This window comes from Butyrivibrio sp. AC2005 (assembly GCF_000424145.1).
Lineage (GTDB): Bacteria > Bacillota > Clostridia > Lachnospirales > Lachnospiraceae > Butyrivibrio.
The window spans coordinates 14,643-31,663 of record NZ_AUJI01000050.1; the positions used below are offsets into that span (position 1 = coordinate 14,643).

Here is a 17,021-nt window from a genome sequence, read left to right on the forward strand (position 1 = left end):
TTATCTTATTTCGCTTTTATTCCCAGACTTTCATGCCCCATATTTCTGAATTTCAAAGCTCTCGTAAATGCAGTTTCTTGCATCCTGCAAATCCTTAAATAACCCCGCATTTATCATCTGTACCACAAGATTTCCGATGGCTGTACCTTCAATTGGCCCTGCATATACGGGAAGTCCGGTAGCTTTTGCAGTAAGTTCATTGAGATATGTGTCCTGACAGCCTCCACCTATGATATTCACATATGTGATTTCTTTTCCTGTGATCTTACCAATCTCCTTTACAGTATCTGCATAACATGCAGAAAGACCTCTGTAGACAGTCTGCATTATCTCCCCAACCGACTCCGGTACCGGCTGGTTCTTAGCCTTGCAGTACACTTTAATTGCATTTATCATGCTTACCGGCGAAAGAAAGAGCTCATCATTTACATCAATATCAGCCACAAATTTCTCACTTCCCCTGGCCAGCCTTATCAGATCCGGAAAGCTGTATTTTTTGCCATCAGCATATTCGCTCTTTCTTCCTTCAACGTACTCTGTACCATTCAGCTCACGTCTTATGGACTGTATGATCCAGAGCCCCATGATGTTCTTTAAGAATCTGTATCTATACCAGGCGCCGCCTTCATTGGTAAGGTTTTCCTGCCTTGCAGCCTCGGTGGTTATGGGCTCTTCGTTCTCAATCCCCAAAAGGCTCCAGGTTCCACTGGATAGAATTATCGAATTCTCATCCCTTGAAGGAACCGCAAGAAAAGCAGAGCCTGTATCATGGGTTGCAGGAAGAATGACTGTTGCGCAATACCCGACCTCGTCCTGTATCTCTTTTGTAAAAGAGCCAACGACAGTGCCAGGCATTGACAGCTCCCCGAAAAGATTCTGAGGTAGTCCCAGCATAGAAATAAGCTCTTTATCCCAGGTCTTTGTCCCTGCATTTACTAGGCCTGTGGTTGTGGCATTGGTGTATTCCTGTTTTCTTACACCTGTAAGCCTGTAGTTAAAATAATCCGGTATCATAAGAAGTGCGTCCGCTTTTTCAAGCACTTCCGGATCATCCTCCTTTTGAGACATCAGTTGATAAATGGTATTGAAGGACTGTTTCTGTATTCCGCACTTTTCATAGAGCTCTTTTTCGCTTATGATTGCAGAAATCAAATCGTCCATGCCCTCAGTCCTTAAGTCCCTGTAGGCCACAGCATCGCCGATCAGCTCTCCCTTCTCATCAAGAAGTACATAATCCACGCCCCAGGTATCAATCCCCACGGTCTCGGGTATCATATTCTGTCTTTTGCATTCCTTAAGACCTTCGATGATCCCCTTCCATAGATGATCCAAATCCCACACAAGATGTCCATTTTTCTTAAGCTGATGGTTATCAAACCGGTGGATCTCCCTGAGAATCATCTTCCCATCTTCTAACCAGCCAATCATGTGCCTCCCGCTGGAGGCGCCTATATCAATTGCAAGAAAATATTTATTCATATCGATACAGTACTCCTAAGCGTCAAGAAATAAGCATTTCATCTACCATTCTGATAACACGTGATGCGTTGATTTCCATCTGTCTCCTGGAGAGCTTACCTTCCTTGATAGCAGAAAGCACGTTTTCATAATCCTTCTTTCCTCCAGGCATAAACAGATCTCCACCTGCGCCCGCCACTTCATTTGAAAGCGCATTCCTGTAAATGGATCTTTTGCTGTCCATAACAGTCATAACCCAGTCAGTCATGACGATTCCTTTAAACCCAAATTCTGATCTGAGAATATCCTGTATCAGCCCTCTATGCTCAGAAGTATGCGTTCCGTTAAGCAGGTTGTAGCTTGTCATCACAGCTTTGGGCTGTGATTTTCTTACGCAGATTTCAAATCCGCGGAGATATATCTCACGCATGGCACGTTCACTTACATGGCTGTTATTGCAATAACGGTTTGTCTCTGCATTGTTTGCAGCATAGTGTTTAATGGTAGTCCCACAGCCTTTATGCTTCTGAACACCTTGGGTCACCGCCGCCGCAATGAGGCCGGAAACCAATGGATCTTCAGAGTAATATTCAAAATTTCTTCCGCATAGTATGCTTCTGTGAATATTCAGGGCAGGAGCAAGCCAGAGATTTATTCCCATCTCTTCCATTTCACTTCCTACCATATCCCCAAAGCTATAAGCAAGGTCTGTGTTAAAGCTCTGGGCAATGGCTGTTCCTATCGGGATTCTGGTAGCATAGTGTTCTCTGATCACTGCACCTTTAGGTGCCTTTTTTCCTCCTGTTACCTTTAAAGCTATGAACTTAACCAAAGGATTCATGACTTCTAGCATACTATCCGGGATCATTCCTGCACCGCTGGCATCATGAGCTCCATTTTCATCCTCGTAGTACTTTTTGGCAAGTCTGAGTCCTGCAGGACCATCAGCCATAATAAGAGGTTTAATTCCTTTTCCGGTAAGCTTGGATGTGGTTTCACCCGCAGCACCTGCGACATGGGTTGCAGCATTACCGATGATACTTAGTCCTTTCTGCTTTTCGTTGAAACTACCTATCGCAAGATAAGCAAGCTCCTCATCCGTTAATGACTTAGCTCTTTCATCCACGTCTTCTTCGACATCATATATTAGTTCCGTACAATTTATGTCATTAGAATTTATAGTCAGTTTCTGCACTTCTTCCGGAATACTCTCATTCGAATGTCTTTCCATAAAAAGATCTTTAAAGCCTGGATCTCCAAGGCAATTCCTTGCTTTTGTGACACATATGGTTTCATCAAGATTTATCACAGCAACAACATTTGTGTTGTCCGAGCTGTTTCCGCACCTTATGATATAGTCTCCCTTTTCAAGAATATATGCGCTGGTCTCTTCATCATAGGATGATAGATCAGAGAGCCTGAAAGAAATGTCTGTCTGTTCTTCGCATCCCGGTTCCAGCAGAGATGTCTTGGAAAAGCCTGCCAGTTCCTGATATGCCTTATCAAGCTTTCCATCAGGCAAAGAGACATATACCTGAACAACCTCTTTTCCTGAATAGTCTCCATCATTTTTCACATTAACGCTGACGGTTATAAAATCACCAGATGCACTTACGGATAACACCTTCTGCTCAAAACTGGTGTAAGACAATCCATACCCAAATGAGAATAAAGGCTTTTTGCACGCAGTGTCAAAATACCTGTACCCTACATATATTCCCTCTCTGTACTCTGTGTCATTCCAGTCGCCAAAAGTGCCTTCGTGACAGTAGTCTTCATAAGAAGCCCAGGTTGTGGTAAGTTTTCCAGAAGGATTCTGCTTCCCAATGAGGATATCTGCAAGAGCTCTTCCGCAGTCTGTTCCAAGCTGAGATAAAAGAAGGATATTTCCAACTTCCATTACAGGAGAAAGATCGACAGCTCCGCCTACATTAAGCACCAGCATGAAACGCTCATACATTTTGTTAAGTGCTAAAATGTCTCTGACTTCAGATGCAGCAAGCTTTACATCTCCTTCTACCACCCCTCTGTCGCTTCCCTCCCCGGAATTGCGGGAAAGAACATAAATAGCTGTATCACCCGTCTTATCAATGTGGATGCTATGCCATGGTTCTGTCATTTCCTTTCCCATGGCATACATGATCACATTCTCATGCTTTTCTTTTGCTTCTTTTTTCAGGTTTTTGTAAAAGGTATTCTTTGCAACTTTTCTGACCTGGTCATACTCATCCAGCCATTTTTTAGTTGTTATCTCAAAGCCCGCTTTTTCCAGCCCCTGCTCGATGGTATATGCAAATCTTGTATTAACCTCACCGGATCCTGTTCCGCCCATGACTGTGTATCTCATGCCGGCACCATAAGCTGCAAGCTTACATGGTTTATCAATGGGAAACTTTCCATCATTTTTTAACAGAACGGTACACTCAGCTGCATTTTTAAGCACTAAAGCGCGGTGTTCTTTTTCATACTTTTGCATATCTCTTCTCCTGTTATTGTTAGTGTTTCATTAAAAATCTGCTTTACCTGGTCCTACTTCCAATCCCTCTTTCCCCGGAAGTATTACCATTGCATCCGTGTTTGCCGGGACTTCAATGTGATAACTGTACTCACCATCATCTTTTTTATCCCATCTACAGAAAACTGTTCCATATACGCTGTCATATGAAAACTCTGCAAAATCAAAGTGTCCGCCGGGGTGAGGTGCAATGATAAAATGATTTTCTCCAACCACCCTGATTCCACACATCGCCTCAAATATCCACTGACATACAGCACCCTTGGAGTAGTGGTTCAAAGATGCGATTCCGCCGCCTTTTCCATTATTCGAATCCGGTCCATCCCAGTCTTCCCATATTGTTGTCGCTCCGGATTTCGGCATTGAAAGCCATCCGGGCTTTTCCTCATTCTCCAGAAGCTTATAAGCATATTCGATATCAATATCTTGAAGAACATATGGTAAAAGAGGTGTTGATAAAAAGCCTGTTCCTACTCTCCATTTATAGTTTTCCAGAGCCTTTATCAGTCTCTTTTTCGCATATTCAGTCTGTTTTTCATTAAGCATACCAAAGTACAAAGGTCTTACGAGTTTTGCCTGTCTGTCCGTGTCGAGAGAGTACTTTGGATCCTCAACGAGCTTTTGATAGGCACGTTTTGCACCTTCCGCATACTCTTTGTAAAGATTTATGTCTTCTGTTTTTCCAAGGGCACCGGCAATCTCAACCATAAGAGTCATGACATAGCTCATGTAAGCTGTTGAAACCTCCGGCTGTGACTTTATGAAATCCTTAAAACTCATGGCATGGACATCTGAAGGTTCTGCCCACTCGCCATAGTGCTGGCCGTTGTTGTAAATATACTTTTTTTCTTTTCCTTTTACTGAATGCTTCTCTGAATTTAACAGACTCTCTTTTCCCGCGCGTTCCATAACATATCCGGCGTACTTTTTCATTGAATCATAATATTTTTCAATGATCCTGATATCCCCGTTCTGTTTCCAAAGGCGATAAGGAATGATTACTCCCGCATCTGACCATCCCGATGATCCGTTCATTCCACGCATATATGAGTCAGTGCCACCCTCCGGTGCAATCTGAGGAAAGCACCCGTCTTTAGTCTGCCAATCGCAGAGATCTGTTTCATATTTCATGGCAAAAGGAGCGTAGTTTACCATATAACCTGCAGTGCCAATAAATATCTGGGCATCTCCGCTCCAGCCATGACGTTCTCTTGTCGGGCAGTCCGTCGGAAGATCTGCGGAATTGTTCTTAAGCGACCAGAGTGTATTCTGCACAAACTGGTTCAGAAGCCTGTTTGAACTGTCAAACTTAAAGGTCGTTTCAAAATCAGAATAAACCGCAATAGCAGTCATGTTCTCCAAATCAATATGAACATCAGATTCCACCAGTACATACTGAAAGCCAAATATGGCGAATCTTGTCTTATAGTGGTTCTGTCCATCCTTACATATGTATTTTATCTGCTGAAGTGGTGTGATGAGGTTCTTTCTAACACACTGAATATTGTGCTGAGTAAATTCTCCAGCCTCGTCCAGCTTTTCTCCAAAGCGAAGGAAAACACGCTGCCCTTCATCAGCTACAACGTCAAATTCCACGTAACCTGCAATATTCTGGCCAAAGTCAAAGATTGTTTTCCCCTGAGGCGTCCTGATCACATTCTTAACAGATAACCTCTCCTGCTCTTTGAGTGCAAAATTGTTGGATGCTGTTGGTATCACATTGTGGTATGTTTCCTTAGCAGTCCACCACTTTGCCTTCTCAAAATCTTCTCTTCTGGCATCGTAGTTTTCTCCATCCTTGTTATCTGCAAAGCGGATTGGCCCTTCATTTGTCCACTCAAAAGATTCATCAGTGCAGATTACCTGAACCTCTCCATCCTCATATGTGATCTCAATCTGGGCAAGGAGCTTCGTTTCGCTGCCATAATAATTCTTCATTCCCCAGGCACCGACCGAGCCCCTGTACCATCCGTCAGCCAGCATGAAAAAGACTTCATTCTTTCCCTGGATAATCTTATCTGTAATATCAGCGGTCTGATACTGGACTCTTTTGCGGTAATCAGTAATTCCGGGTGCCAGACAGAACTCACCTATTCTGTCTCCGTTGATACTTCCTTCATATATCCCACAGGCAGTCATATATGCTCTTGCTGATTTAACTTTCTTTTCCCCGGTCCAGAATCTTTTTCTGAAGCAGTCAACAGGGTATCTGTTCTTCTTGTTTACCTTATAATTTCCGGTGATCCATCTTGCCTTCCAGTCATCGTTATTTAAAAGACCTAGCTCAAAAGAGGCAGTATCACTCTCTTCACCCTCAATATCATTTTCGTCCCAGAGTTTTACTGTCCATTCAATCCTGTCACGACTTCCAAGTGTTTCTCCGCCCCAGATCACAAGGTGCATCTGGTCTGAGTTCACTTTCCCGGAATCCCAGACGGTTTCGTCTTCCATTTTCGCAATGATCTGATATGCGCTCTGCTTATTGCCGCCTTCACAGTTCCATGAAAGTCTGGGTCTTACTATATCTATTCCTATTGGATCAGTTAAATATTCGCACCTTAGTCTGACAGCTTTCATTATCATTTTCCTTCCTTATTTCTCTCATTAAGCTCACTCATGATCTTGCCATAAATCTTCTCCAGGTCGTAACGGCTAAAGATCACTGCCATAACAACAAGCAAAAACAGTGGAACATAGATTGAAAATGCAAAGATTCCGCCATTTACTGCAGCTGGCTGCTCAGCAACAGCTGCGCCGGAAATAAATCCACATGCGCCAAGGATCCATCCAATAAGTGATCCTCCGATTCCGGAACCAATCTTTGATCCGAAAGAGCTTGCTGAGTTACTCATTCCGATCATTCTCTTTCCAAACTTCCAGTCATTGTACTCAACACAGTTATTTACCATTGCACCCATAAGACACATGATCGGAATATTGGCAAAGGTTGCCATGCTTCCTCCGACAAGACATGAAACAAGGCTGTAAGGAGTAAATACACGGGCGATGCAGCCAACTATTCCAATAACACAGCCGATAAGACATGTTTTTGCCATTCCGAATTTCTTTGTCATCGGACCAACTAATATGAATCCAAGGAAAGTCGGGATAAGTCCAACGGCACCAAGAAGTGCCACAATGTTGTCATTTCCGAGGATATATTTTGCATAATATGCTCCGCCTGAGCTGGACAGTCCATAAGAAATGTTCATAAAAAGATTTGCAACGAGCATCAGAACCCAGTACTTGTTTTTAAACAAAAGACCTATCTCCTGGGCAAAAGACATCTTCTCTTCCTCCAGCTCATCCACTGACTTCTTTTCTTCTGAACCATTTTCCTTTGAGCTTCTGTAAAGAACGATCATGCTAAACGCTGAGATAGCTGCCATAATGACTGCCACCTTTATCCACGCTGCCTGATTTCCCCCCAAGGCATTTGTAATAGGTATAAGACCGATCGCTATGATCATACCGATGGCATAACCGAATACTGCACGGAAGATACCCATTTTGCCTCGTTCTTCAACACTGTTTGTCCTCATGGCCATCATAGCACCATAAGGTATGGCAACAGCAGTATAAACCACAGCAGTGCAAAGGATGTTGGTTAAAAGAACATATCCCGCCTGAAGCCCCGAAGCAGCTCCTGCAGGAACTGTGAAAAGCAGTACCATGATCGCTGCAACCGGTATTGCCATTATCTTAAACCACGGTCTTGCCTTACCATCCTTAAAATGAACTGAATCCATGATCTTACCCATGATAAGATCTGTAAAAGCGTCAAGTATCTTGGCTATGATCAGCATTGTAGCAACAGATGCTGCAGCCAGTCCGACCTTTTCTGTATAGAAGTAGGTCAATTGTCCTACCAGACAGCTTAGTGCATTAAGCGGTATCTGCCCAATTCCATCTCCCAAAAAATCTCCAAACCTCATGGTCTTCTGGATTCCCATTGAATCCACGCCAAGTTCTTTTTTTCTTCCCATAATAACCTCCTGATTATTGTCACGGCTTTTGCTATTTGCCATATTTCTCTTTCTATTGACAGTCTATCAGGAGCCCGCTTATCATTATTGTAATAGTATGACGCAATATTGTAATTTTGTGACTATTTGAGGTTTCCTATGGAAAATGCATTTTTTCAGGCTTTAAGCTACATCTATAATGCCACCTATGTTCCAATCCACTACTACAAAGATAGTGTATGCCTTCTTTCTTTCCCGGTAATAGATATGCCAACTGAACTGGCTTCTGCTATCAGCGGAATACTTGGCAAGTCCACAACCAGCCTATACCATTACCAGACTGAAGAAGGGCTTCATATTGGCTATGTAGGAAGCGATCTTAGCAATGAAGCTGTTGTTGTAGGTCCCGTTAGCAGTATGGCTGTGACTGATGAATTCATAGACGCTATCATCCTAAAATATGGTGTTTCTATTGAAAACAAAGACAAGATCAGAGAGTTTTTTGTTCAGACGCCGGAGTTTTCAATCATACAGTTCTTGAATATTCTTGCCATGATCAATAAAGAACTCACCGGTAACTACGTAGACATTTATGAGACTTTTAACCTCTTTGACAGAGAAAAGGAGGCGGAGGTAGGAGAAAGCCATTCTAACACCCTGTATGAGCGAAAAGAAACTGAGAACTTTCATGATACATATTTCTTTGAACAAGAATACTATGGCTACGTGGAACGCGGTGATATTGCCGGTCTTGAAGCCATGATCAGAAATATCCCCAGAATAAATGAAGGAAAAGTTGCTCCAGATTCACTTCGTCAGGCAAAAAACATATTCATCGCTTCAATGGCCCTGGTAACCAGGCACTCCATCTCAGGTGGACTTGACATCGAAACAGCCTACCAATTGTCAGATATGTATATTCAGGAGGCTGAACGTATGTCAGACGCTTCTTCAGTTACTCTTCTTAATGCCACGGCAGTTATGGACTTTACCAAGCGTGTAGCCGAATCCAAAATTCCTCAGGGAATGGAGACGGACATATATATGGCTATCCAGTACATAGCAAACCACGTCAATCAGAATATTTCAGTAGAAGATGTTGCCGCATACCTTGGGATAGACCGAAGCACTCTTTCACGAAAATTTAAAAGAGAACTGGGATTTAACATAAGCAGTTATATAATGCGCAGAAAACTGGAAGAAGCAAAGAGCCTCCTTAAATTCACTGACAAAAGCATCAGCGAGATAAGTGAGTATCTTTGCTTCTCAACACAGAGTTATTTTCAAAATGTATTTAAAAAGAAATATGGAATGACTCCAAAGGAGTTCAGAAATAGTTAAATATCCAGTTCCGAGACCATCTTGGGATACTCACGAAGCTCGCTTTCTTCATGAAGCGGATTCCATACCTGCGCGAAAAACTTATCCTTTTTGGCTCTCATTCCGTAGTTCCAGGATTTTCTTTCGCACTCATCACACCAGTGCCCACCTTCAAGAATAAGGCGTGGACTGCCTTTAAAATGATGTCCGAACTGACATGTAAACTCAAGGGGAGTTTTCCAGTCACCGGTCTTCATTTCTTTGGAATCACAACTGCCGCCTCTGAATTCCGCCGCTTTCTTCATATCCTCCAGAGTAAGCTCTGATTCGTGCTTGGATTCATCATAGCCATGGTCTATGTGTACAACTTTATCCCAATCAGTAAATTCTTCCATCTGGCTCAGCTTTTTGGGAAGCTTTTCCCAGGCCTTTTTGCTGCCCCAGTATGCATCGATATGGTCTTCCATGTTTTCATCCAGCCAGTGCTTTGTCCCATGCTCTGAATTTAAGTCTTTTTTGAAGGTTGACTTTATAATACTTCCCATGAGTTTCTGACCACCGGGAAGCTTTGTTATCACTTTACCTGCGGTAACTGCGCGGCCAAGGTCCTTTAGATATGCGTCATAAAAGTACTGCATGGAATCACTTCTGAAATGAAGGTATTTCTCCAGTTTGTCGGAATCGAGATAATACTGACCATGGAAATTCCTTGTGGCATACATCTTTGGATCGATCACCGGATCAAGGCTCTTAAAGCCCAGAACACCGTACATATCCTTGTACATTTCATAAGTGCTCACGCGGCAGCTCTCACCGCCGCCAATATTGTAGATGTGTCCCCAGAAACTCTCATCCAGGGTTCCATCGGCATCGAATGCTGCAAGATTTCTCATAGCTCTTCCGCTGTCCCTGTCAGAAGCATACTCAAGCACGTTGAAAATGCAGTTGTGGAACTGGATAGCATCACGGATCTTGGCCATAGCCGGTCCGATGATTCCTGTCTGCCTTAGAGATACCCAGTAATTTAGGCCACTATCGATAACGTAGCGCTCTGCCGCAACTTTGGAAACCGCGTAGTAATCAAACATACTTGGCTTTATCGGATCCCCGACCCTTCCCCAGTGTATAGGTGGCATTCTGTCACCGGTTTCTGCCACGGTTCCGATATATACAAACTTATAGCTATCCTCTTTACCGCTCTTCTTTATGGCTTCTATCATATTCACAACAGAACCGTAATTATTCTGCATTGCTTTTTTTGGATAATAGTCTGCTGCAGGGGACACAAATGCTGCAATGTGAAGTACCATGTCGCTGTCAGCAATACATCCGTAAACATCATCCCTATTAAGAAGATCTCCATAACGAATGGACAGACCTTCCCTGCCTTCATAACTGTCAAACAGGTTATGATTCTTTTCACTGTCCCTCACCAAAATAATGAGGTCATAGATTTTACCTATGTCAGGGAGCATCTGCTTAAAGCTCTCAAATCCCATTCCTCCACCTGCACCTGTCATAAAAACAACCGGTAACTTATTCGCACTCATATCATTCGCCTTTCATTCCTACTACTTTTGCCTTGCCATCAAGTACATCGACACAGAGCTTAATTGAGTCTCCGATTGCCCTGTCAATGTCGTCCTCTTCAACATGAAGCGGCTCGCATCCAAGTTTCTTATCAATAAAGAGATTGCTGCACTGAAGATCCGTAAACTTCACCATATGAAGTCCGCCCTGGATATTCTTTGCTGCCTGCTCCTTCATCAGCTTTTTTCCGCCCATAGCGTACATCCAGTTAGGTATTGTGATAACCTTTCTTCCCTCGCATCCAAGGTACTTATGAACGATAGCAAGCATCTCTTTCCATGTCATATTGTAATAACCGATTGGGTAACAGTGTCCTCCCTTGTTGTATTCAAGAGCTCCTGCCAGAGCCTGTCCAACCTGATGAACTGTTACCATTGTGGTTCCGCCCTTGGGATATAGCGTAGCTTTCTTCATGCTCCTGATCTGTTCTACAAGGAATACCCATACAGGCTTTCTTCCGGGCTGAGTTCCGAAAATATATGGAAGCTCCAGAACTGCTACATCAAAGCCGTCACCGGCAAAAGACATCGCTATCTCTTCCTGGTCAATTCTGCTTCTTATGTACGGATGCCACTTTGTTAATTCAAGTTCAGGCCTTGTCTTGGCAAAATAGGAAAAGTATGATCCACAGATTGCAATATGCTTAACACCGCACTCCTTGGCAATAGCAAGAAGTCTCTTAAGTGGATCTATATTGTACTTTTTGAAAAGATCATAGATTGGAGCAGGTCCTTCAACTCTCTCATCCACTCCGGCTGCAAAAACAAATCCATCACACCCGGCCATGTAACCCTTTATTTCTTCATCTGACATCTCCAGATAGTTGCCATATTCAATTTTCATTTCAGGTGGCAAGACAGCTCCCTGAGGAAGCGGAGGTAACGCAACAGATGTCACTTCATGTCCCCTCTCAATAAGCACTTTGGCTGCTTCACTTCCGAGCAGTCCTGTTCCACCAATCATAAATACTTTCATCGACTTATCTCCTTTAATCAATATTCATAAGCAGGCTTTTCTTAGGTACGCCATGCTTATTCTCAAAATTAAACAATCCCATTGTTCCCCAGTCTTCATAGTCGGCAGCCCAGTAACGGATGCCTGCAACGCCATGGGTTTTACCCCAATCGATGACATCTTTATAAATGGCTGCCTGTCCATCTTCAGTATTTGCATATCCCTTTGTAGCCTTGTTCCATCCGGCAAAAGCCCCGGACATCTCTCCTGAAGGATATGCAAACTCTCCGATAAACACGGGTACATGGCACTTTTTGTTTATGGCCATAACAGTCTTTTTAAACAGAATCGTGGAATCTGCATACATGGATGGAGCACTAGGATAATAGCTGATCCCCGCAACATCCACGGAATATCCATTCTTTGCAAGGCAGTTAAAATATTTTGCACAGGAATTAGGAGTCATAACCACAGTTGCAATATGAGTTGAAAACTTAACATTGGAGGAGTCAATTCCGAGTTCTTCGTATGCTTCCAGGATTCCCTCTTTTACAGCCGCAAACTCGCTTGCATTGTATCTCCAGATATTCTTCTCTAACCATCCGGGATTAAACAGTGGGAGTAGATATCTCATAAAATCCGGAACTCCGGCAAGCTTTTCATTTACAGCTGTCTTAAGCCCAAGGCTGACTCCTGCAAATCCAAAGTTAGCTTCATTTCCAAGATTCCAGTTCTCCACTGTGCATCCGGTATTCAATATCTCTTTTGCCAGGAACCTGCCATATGCTTTAAGCAGAATATTTATCTCATCTAGCGAAAGCTCAGACCAGTCCTTCCCATTTTGAAGAGCAAAAAGCTCGGGATACTCATCAAACTTTGGGGCCTGCTGCTTTTCCATATCCATGTAGGTGTATGCACACATTACCTCAGGATTAATAGGGATATTTAATTTGGCTGCCAGCTTGCAAAGCTCTATGGCCTGATCAAAAGTATGAACGTTGGCATTGGTATCAACCTCTCCATCAGTCACATCCTCATCTGTTATGTGCCTCTTTGTGGCTATGCGCACATACATTTCTGTAGCGCCTTTATCTATATATAACTGCTCCAGTTCTTCTATGGAGCTTATCTGCCTGCCTTCATACTCATAGGTGTATCCTTCGTCAAAAGCCCTTGCTGTAAACGGGCTGACCGATAGCGCCATTCTGAAATTCTCATTATTATCAGCCGCTGCGTATCCGATTTCTGTGTATAAGAATTGAGCAGTAAGAACTTTAAGCACAACACATATAACTATCAGAAGTATTGCAAGGCCTACCTTATGGCCTGTCTTCATTTTCTTTAACCTTTCAAGAAAACCTGTCATTTTTTCCTTCATTTACAACCTCCAAAAAATCTCCATTTGCAATAACAAGTCACTGTATGTATAATATGGACACCGTGTATTATTTACAACTTGCAATATTCTTTAAAACGTCGTAAACAATACATATTTTTTAAAAGTGTACGAAGTTAACAGTTTTTTTAGATTTGGGAGATGGATAATGGCGACCAAGAACAACCGAAGAACCGTAATCACAAAGAAGATCTTAAAAGAATCATTACTGGAGCTTATGCAGAATAAGCCCGTCTCAAAGATCACCATAAAGGAAATATGCGACCTTTCAGATATGAGCAGATCAACGTTCTACCTCCATTATCAGGACCAGTTTGAACTTTTGGAGGACATAGAAAAAGAGGTCCTCGAAAAGACCTTCGAAAACCTCAGAAAAATTGACAGTCCCATGAACACCATGGAATCCATCGAAGCATTTTTAAATTATGTAAAAGAGCATCGGACCACTTTTGGAGTACTCCTCTGCCAGCCGGAAAACGAACTCTTTCAGCAGAGCATTATTTCCAATGTGCAGAAATATGTTCAGGAATCAGCTCCCGAAATAGATGAGATTCCCACTGCTCGATACGTATACACCTTTATTATGTATGGAAGTCTTAACGTAATAAAGATTTGGATACACAATAATTTTGACGCAGATACACATGATCTGGCTGAAGTCATATATCATTCCTGTAATAATATTGCACAAAGCCATAAATGAATTCTTACGAAGCTGTAAACCGTTATTTCCCACATATATTATTGGCGCGCTTACAGAAATTTGCTCCAGGGATTCACGGAGCACCATTAGAACATAAAAAAAGTGTTCCGACGCTATATGAGTCATCGGAACACCATAGACCGACGCAGCATGGCATTTCCATCCTTGCAATAGTAACATCCCTTATGTCCTTGTTACTGATAACTTCTGTCAGTTTCTCAGTGTAATCTCCCTCATCCGGTTTGGGACATCCGATCATTGTAAACCTGCCTTGCATCAGAAAAAGAAAAGTATAAAACTTTATTCGACAGGGTAAATGAAACAACAATACTATAAAATTCGAGGCATTTAAGCTCTCTTATGTTTAAAGTGATGCTGTCTGGGTTTGTGCTTAAATGCAACTATGTTTAGAGGCTTTTCATCCTTTTTTGCATAATTCTCATATGCCTTCTTATAGTGTTTCTGTCCGGCCCAGATATCGTCAGCTACAGGCGCCCACTCTTTTGCGTAATCATCACACTTTGCACACAGATGCTCAACACTTTCTTCGGATTCTTCATTTGTACCATGAGCTTCTGATCTTTCGACCATATCCCTTAAAAGAGCCGGATTTTCAAGCATAGGGCACGGTCTTAAATGGTTCTTATTGAAAGGCTGGCCCTTATGGTATTCCATGAAAAGAGGACTTTGAAGCATCTCAAGTATTGAATGTGTATGTATATTGGTGTTGGAGAAGTGGACAAATACGCATGGTTCAGCATCTCCACTTGAATTGATGTGGAAATAGTTTCTTCCGCCTGCGATGCAGCCACCGACAGCTTCACCATCATTCTGGAAGTCCATAGGGAAGAATCCCAGGTCACATTTGACGCTTCTAAGGAACCTTATCTGATCCACCATCTTCTTTCGCTGCTCTACTGTAGGCATAAGCTCAGGAACAGCATTGTTTCCAACCGGCATGTAGTGGAAGAAAAATCCGAATCTAGCACCTTTTTCAGCAATGAACTCGATGAACTTGGGATCAGTCACTGCCTCGATGTTGTTTCTTGTATAGCAGATGGAAGTTCCATAAACTATTCCGTACTTTTTGAGTAGATCCATGGCATTCATTACTGCATCATAATGACCAAGGCCACGTCTTGCGTCATTAGTCTCAGGAGTTCCCTCGATAGAAAGCTGGAATGTGAGATTTCCAAGCCTTACAACTTCTTTACAGAAATCCTCATCAATAAGTGTTGAATTGGTATAGATAGAGAACTCAACATCATTGTGCTTTTCTGCCAGTTTCAAGATATCTTTCTTCCTTACAAGAGGTTCTCCTCCTGTCATCATGTAAAGATATACTCCCAGCTCTTTTCCCTGGGTAACGATTTTGTCCATATCTTCAAAAGACAGATTGTGCTTAGGTCCATAAGTACCTGACCAGCATCCCGCACAGTGCATATTGCAGGCGCTTGTAGGGTCAAAAAGAATAAGCCATGGGATATTGCATCCGTATTTTTCCCTGTTTGCCCTGATCATTTTTGTGCCTCTGAAAAATGCCTCATAGCCAAGATTGAGCATCATCATCTTTGCAACATGCGGATCTGTCTCATCTATTACTTTATTCAAAAACTTAACCCATCTGTTATCCGGATCTTTAAATGCCGCTCTTACTTTATCAAGGCTTTCTTTTCTGGCTCCATCTTTACCCCAGAATTTCTCTGCCTGGTCAACAAGCTTAAGATAAGTAGCAGTCCTGTTCTCCGTTTTATCGAGATTTGCAAGGAACCTGTCAATCAGTATGCTAAAAGCCTGTCTTTGTACTTTGTGAGAAATGTTTTTTGCTAATTCCATACTTGTTATGCCTCCCCAAACGATGCTACAATTATTCTGATGTAACAAGTGTAACGCCACAGCATATTAATAACAATGGCTCTACCATCGGACATGACAATATTTCGTTTAAGTGAACCGATGTTACATTCTTGCATTTTTTGTAACGTCGAGAGGGAGAAAAAATGAAAAGCTCAAAAGAATCTTTAACAGAAATGCAAAAAAAAGAAGTTCTGAGGATGAATAATAAGGAGTCCAATCAGCTGACAAGAGAGTGTCTGCAGCTTTCGCTTATGCATCTAATGAGCGAACACCCTTATGAGAAGATCACCATCAGCGAGATAGTACGCCGTGCAGGAGTATCAAGGACGGCGTTCTATCGAAACTATACAGATAAAGAAGATATCCTGCATGAGCTTGGGGATGAAATAATAAAGCGTATAGCGGAGATCAGCGAAAAGCCCGAACTGCACGAAAACCCACATCTGTGGTTCGAAGATATTTTTCGGGCTGTCAAAAACGATAAAGATATAATATCTCTGTTTGACCAAGCCGGAATTCTTCAGAATGAACTCTTTCTTGAAAAAGCGGTCTCAGAGCGGCTCTATCCTACAGCTGACCCAGAAAAGAAGTATCTCAGACTTGCTGCCGAAGCTGCCATTTTACAAATACTCATAAGCTGGTTCAGGGATGGGATGCAGGAAGACGAAAAACAAATGGCTGATATCTGCGTAAATATCTTTGATAACGCTTTGAGCAGACTGCCATAATTAACAAGGACCTCTTCTAACATGAGAAATGATCCTTCCTGGCGTAAACGAAGTAATTCTTGCGCATATGAAGCTTGACCCCGGAATTCCCTTAGCACCAATAGAACATAAAATTCCGATATAATGCTCATTCCAGCAAACTGGAATTGTTAGCACTCTGTCTTATTGCACCGGAGGCATAAAGCATAAAATGCAATCGCCAGAAACTGTGATACCACAGACACAGTGACAAGATACACAGGATTCAAATCATACAGGGCACCGAGAAGCCAACTGCCCAGAAACCACGCAATACCAAATCCTGTCTCAAATATTCCGAAACCGGTGCTTCGCATGGAACGCGGGACGATTCCGCTGACAGCTGCTTTCATAATACTTTCCTGCGCACCCATTCCAATCCCCCACAGAATTATCCCAGCTCCGATCAACCAGGCATTTCCAGTCATAAAAACAAAATATGAGAAGAATGTGCTGCATAGTGTGGAAATGATCAGAGCCTTCAGCCCGACCTTATCATAAAGCCAGCCAAAGAATA

Annotated in this window: 12 protein-coding genes and 1 pseudogene; 3 read left to right on the forward strand and 10 right to left on the reverse strand. The window is 42.6% G+C overall.

Annotation, left to right across the window (positions count from 1 at the left end; translation table 11 throughout):
• Positions 1 to 30: 30 nt before the first annotated feature.
• The 4 genes from rhaB to G602_RS0114390 are packed head-to-tail and all read right to left on the reverse strand — an operon-like array spanning position 31 to position 7,959.
• Positions 31 to 1,479, reverse strand: coding sequence for a rhamnulokinase (rhaB, locus tag G602_RS0114375; RefSeq protein WP_026519492.1), 1,449 nt, complete (start codon positions 1,477 to 1,479; stop codon positions 31 to 33).
• A gap of 22 nt (positions 1,480 to 1,501) precedes the next feature.
• A complete protein-coding gene (locus G602_RS0114380) occupies positions 1,502 to 3,934 on the reverse strand; it encodes a beta-glucosidase (protein ID WP_024864891.1) in 2,433 nt (810 codons plus the stop codon).
• Positions 3,935 to 3,964: 30 nt separating this feature from the next.
• Positions 3,965 to 6,556 carry a family 78 glycoside hydrolase catalytic domain gene (locus G602_RS0114385; RefSeq protein ID WP_049945245.1) on the reverse strand — a complete coding sequence of 864 codons (2,592 nt, stop codon included), beginning with the start codon at positions 6,554 to 6,556 and terminating at the stop codon, positions 3,965 to 3,967.
• Positions 6,553 to 7,959: an MFS transporter gene (locus tag G602_RS0114390; RefSeq protein WP_024864889.1), complete on the reverse strand. Its 1,407-nt coding sequence runs from the start codon at positions 7,957 to 7,959 to the stop codon at positions 6,553 to 6,555. The genes G602_RS0114385 and G602_RS0114390 overlap by 4 nt, the downstream gene beginning before the upstream one ends.
• Before the next feature lie 138 nt (positions 7,960 to 8,097).
• On the opposite strand from G602_RS0114390, the gene G602_RS29085 reads away from it, so the two are divergent.
• Positions 8,098 to 9,279 (forward strand): helix-turn-helix domain-containing protein, encoded by a 1,182-nt coding sequence (locus tag G602_RS29085; protein ID WP_024864888.1) that lies wholly within the window; start codon positions 8,098 to 8,100, stop codon positions 9,277 to 9,279.
• On the opposite strand, the gene G602_RS0114400 is transcribed toward G602_RS29085, so the two are convergent.
• Genes G602_RS0114400 through G602_RS0114410 form a run of 3 tightly spaced genes read right to left on the reverse strand, consistent with a single transcriptional unit; the run spans position 9,276 to position 13,180 of the window.
• Positions 9,276 to 10,808: an NAD-dependent epimerase/dehydratase family protein gene (locus G602_RS0114400; RefSeq protein ID WP_024864887.1), complete on the reverse strand. Its 1,533-nt coding sequence runs from the start codon at positions 10,806 to 10,808 to the stop codon at positions 9,276 to 9,278. The genes G602_RS29085 and G602_RS0114400 overlap by 4 nt on opposite strands.
• Before the next feature lies 1 nt (position 10,809).
• On the reverse strand, positions 10,810 to 11,823 hold the full coding sequence (locus G602_RS0114405) for an NAD-dependent epimerase/dehydratase family protein (RefSeq protein ID WP_024864886.1): 1,014 nt from the start codon (positions 11,821 to 11,823) through the stop codon (positions 10,810 to 10,812).
• A 13-nt stretch (positions 11,824 to 11,836) separates the two neighbouring features.
• Positions 11,837 to 13,180: a glycosyl hydrolase 53 family protein gene (locus G602_RS0114410; RefSeq protein WP_196804240.1), complete on the reverse strand. Its 1,344-nt coding sequence runs from the start codon at positions 13,178 to 13,180 to the stop codon at positions 11,837 to 11,839.
• Positions 13,181 to 13,346: 166 nt separating this feature from the next.
• Between G602_RS0114410 and G602_RS0114415 the strand changes: the two genes are divergently transcribed.
• A complete protein-coding gene (locus tag G602_RS0114415) occupies positions 13,347 to 13,901 on the forward strand; it encodes a TetR/AcrR family transcriptional regulator (RefSeq protein WP_024864884.1) in 555 nt (184 codons plus the stop codon).
• Between the two features lie 136 nt (positions 13,902 to 14,037).
• Here the strand turns inward: G602_RS0114415 and G602_RS0114420 are convergent.
• Together G602_RS0114420 and G602_RS0114425 are read right to left on the reverse strand one after the other, a co-directional pair.
• Positions 14,038 to 14,166 (reverse strand): annotated as a pseudogene (locus tag G602_RS0114420) (4Fe-4S ferredoxin); the annotation flags it as partial.
• 83 nt (positions 14,167 to 14,249) lie between these two features.
• Positions 14,250 to 15,737 carry a radical SAM protein gene (locus tag G602_RS0114425; protein ID WP_013282476.1) on the reverse strand — a complete coding sequence of 496 codons (1,488 nt, stop codon included), beginning with the start codon at positions 15,735 to 15,737 and terminating at the stop codon, positions 14,250 to 14,252.
• 164 nt (positions 15,738 to 15,901) lie between these two features.
• Here G602_RS0114425 and G602_RS0114430 point away from each other — a divergent pair, with 164 nt between their 5' ends.
• The gene (locus G602_RS0114430) at positions 15,902 to 16,486 is read left to right on the forward strand and encodes a TetR/AcrR family transcriptional regulator (protein ID WP_013282475.1); all 585 of its coding nucleotides are present in this window, start codon (positions 15,902 to 15,904) and stop codon (positions 16,484 to 16,486) included.
• 149 nt (positions 16,487 to 16,635) lie between these two features.
• Here G602_RS0114430 and G602_RS0114435 read toward each other — a convergent pair.
• Positions 16,636 to 17,021, reverse strand: a 386-nt coding sequence (locus tag G602_RS0114435; protein ID WP_026659627.1) for an MFS transporter, incomplete at its 5' end; no start/stop codon positions are given.

Bases quoted from the DNA above. Each gene is read 5' to 3' on its own strand.
- rhaB (WP_026519492.1), bottom strand. From the start codon at position 1,479: ATGAATAAATATTTTCTTGCAATTGATATAGGCGCCTCCAGCGGGAGG.
- G602_RS0114380 (WP_024864891.1), bottom strand. From the start codon at position 3,934: ATGCAAAAGTATGAAAAAGAACACCGCGCTTTAGTGCTTAAAAATGCA.
- G602_RS0114385 (WP_049945245.1), bottom strand. From the start codon at position 6,556: ATGATAATGAAAGCTGTCAGACTAAGGTGCGAATATTTAACTGATCCA.
- G602_RS0114390 (WP_024864889.1), bottom strand. From the start codon at position 7,959: ATGGGAAGAAAAAAAGAACTTGGCGTGGATTCAATGGGAATCCAGAAG.
- G602_RS29085 (WP_024864888.1), top strand. From the start codon at position 8,098: ATGGAAAATGCATTTTTTCAGGCTTTAAGCTACATCTATAATGCCACC.
- G602_RS0114400 (WP_024864887.1), bottom strand. From the start codon at position 10,808: ATGAGTGCGAATAAGTTACCGGTTGTTTTTATGACAGGTGCAGGTGGA.
- G602_RS0114405 (WP_024864886.1), bottom strand. From the start codon at position 11,823: ATGAAAGTATTTATGATTGGTGGAACAGGACTGCTCGGAAGTGAAGCA.
- G602_RS0114410 (WP_196804240.1), bottom strand. From the start codon at position 13,180: ATGAAGGAAAAAATGACAGGTTTTCTTGAAAGGTTAAAGAAAATGAAG.
- G602_RS0114415 (WP_024864884.1), top strand. From the start codon at position 13,347: ATGGCGACCAAGAACAACCGAAGAACCGTAATCACAAAGAAGATCTTA.
- G602_RS0114425 (WP_013282476.1), bottom strand. From the start codon at position 15,737: ATGGAATTAGCAAAAAACATTTCTCACAAAGTACAAAGACAGGCTTTT.
- G602_RS0114430 (WP_013282475.1), top strand. From the start codon at position 15,902: ATGAAAAGCTCAAAAGAATCTTTAACAGAAATGCAAAAAAAAGAAGTT.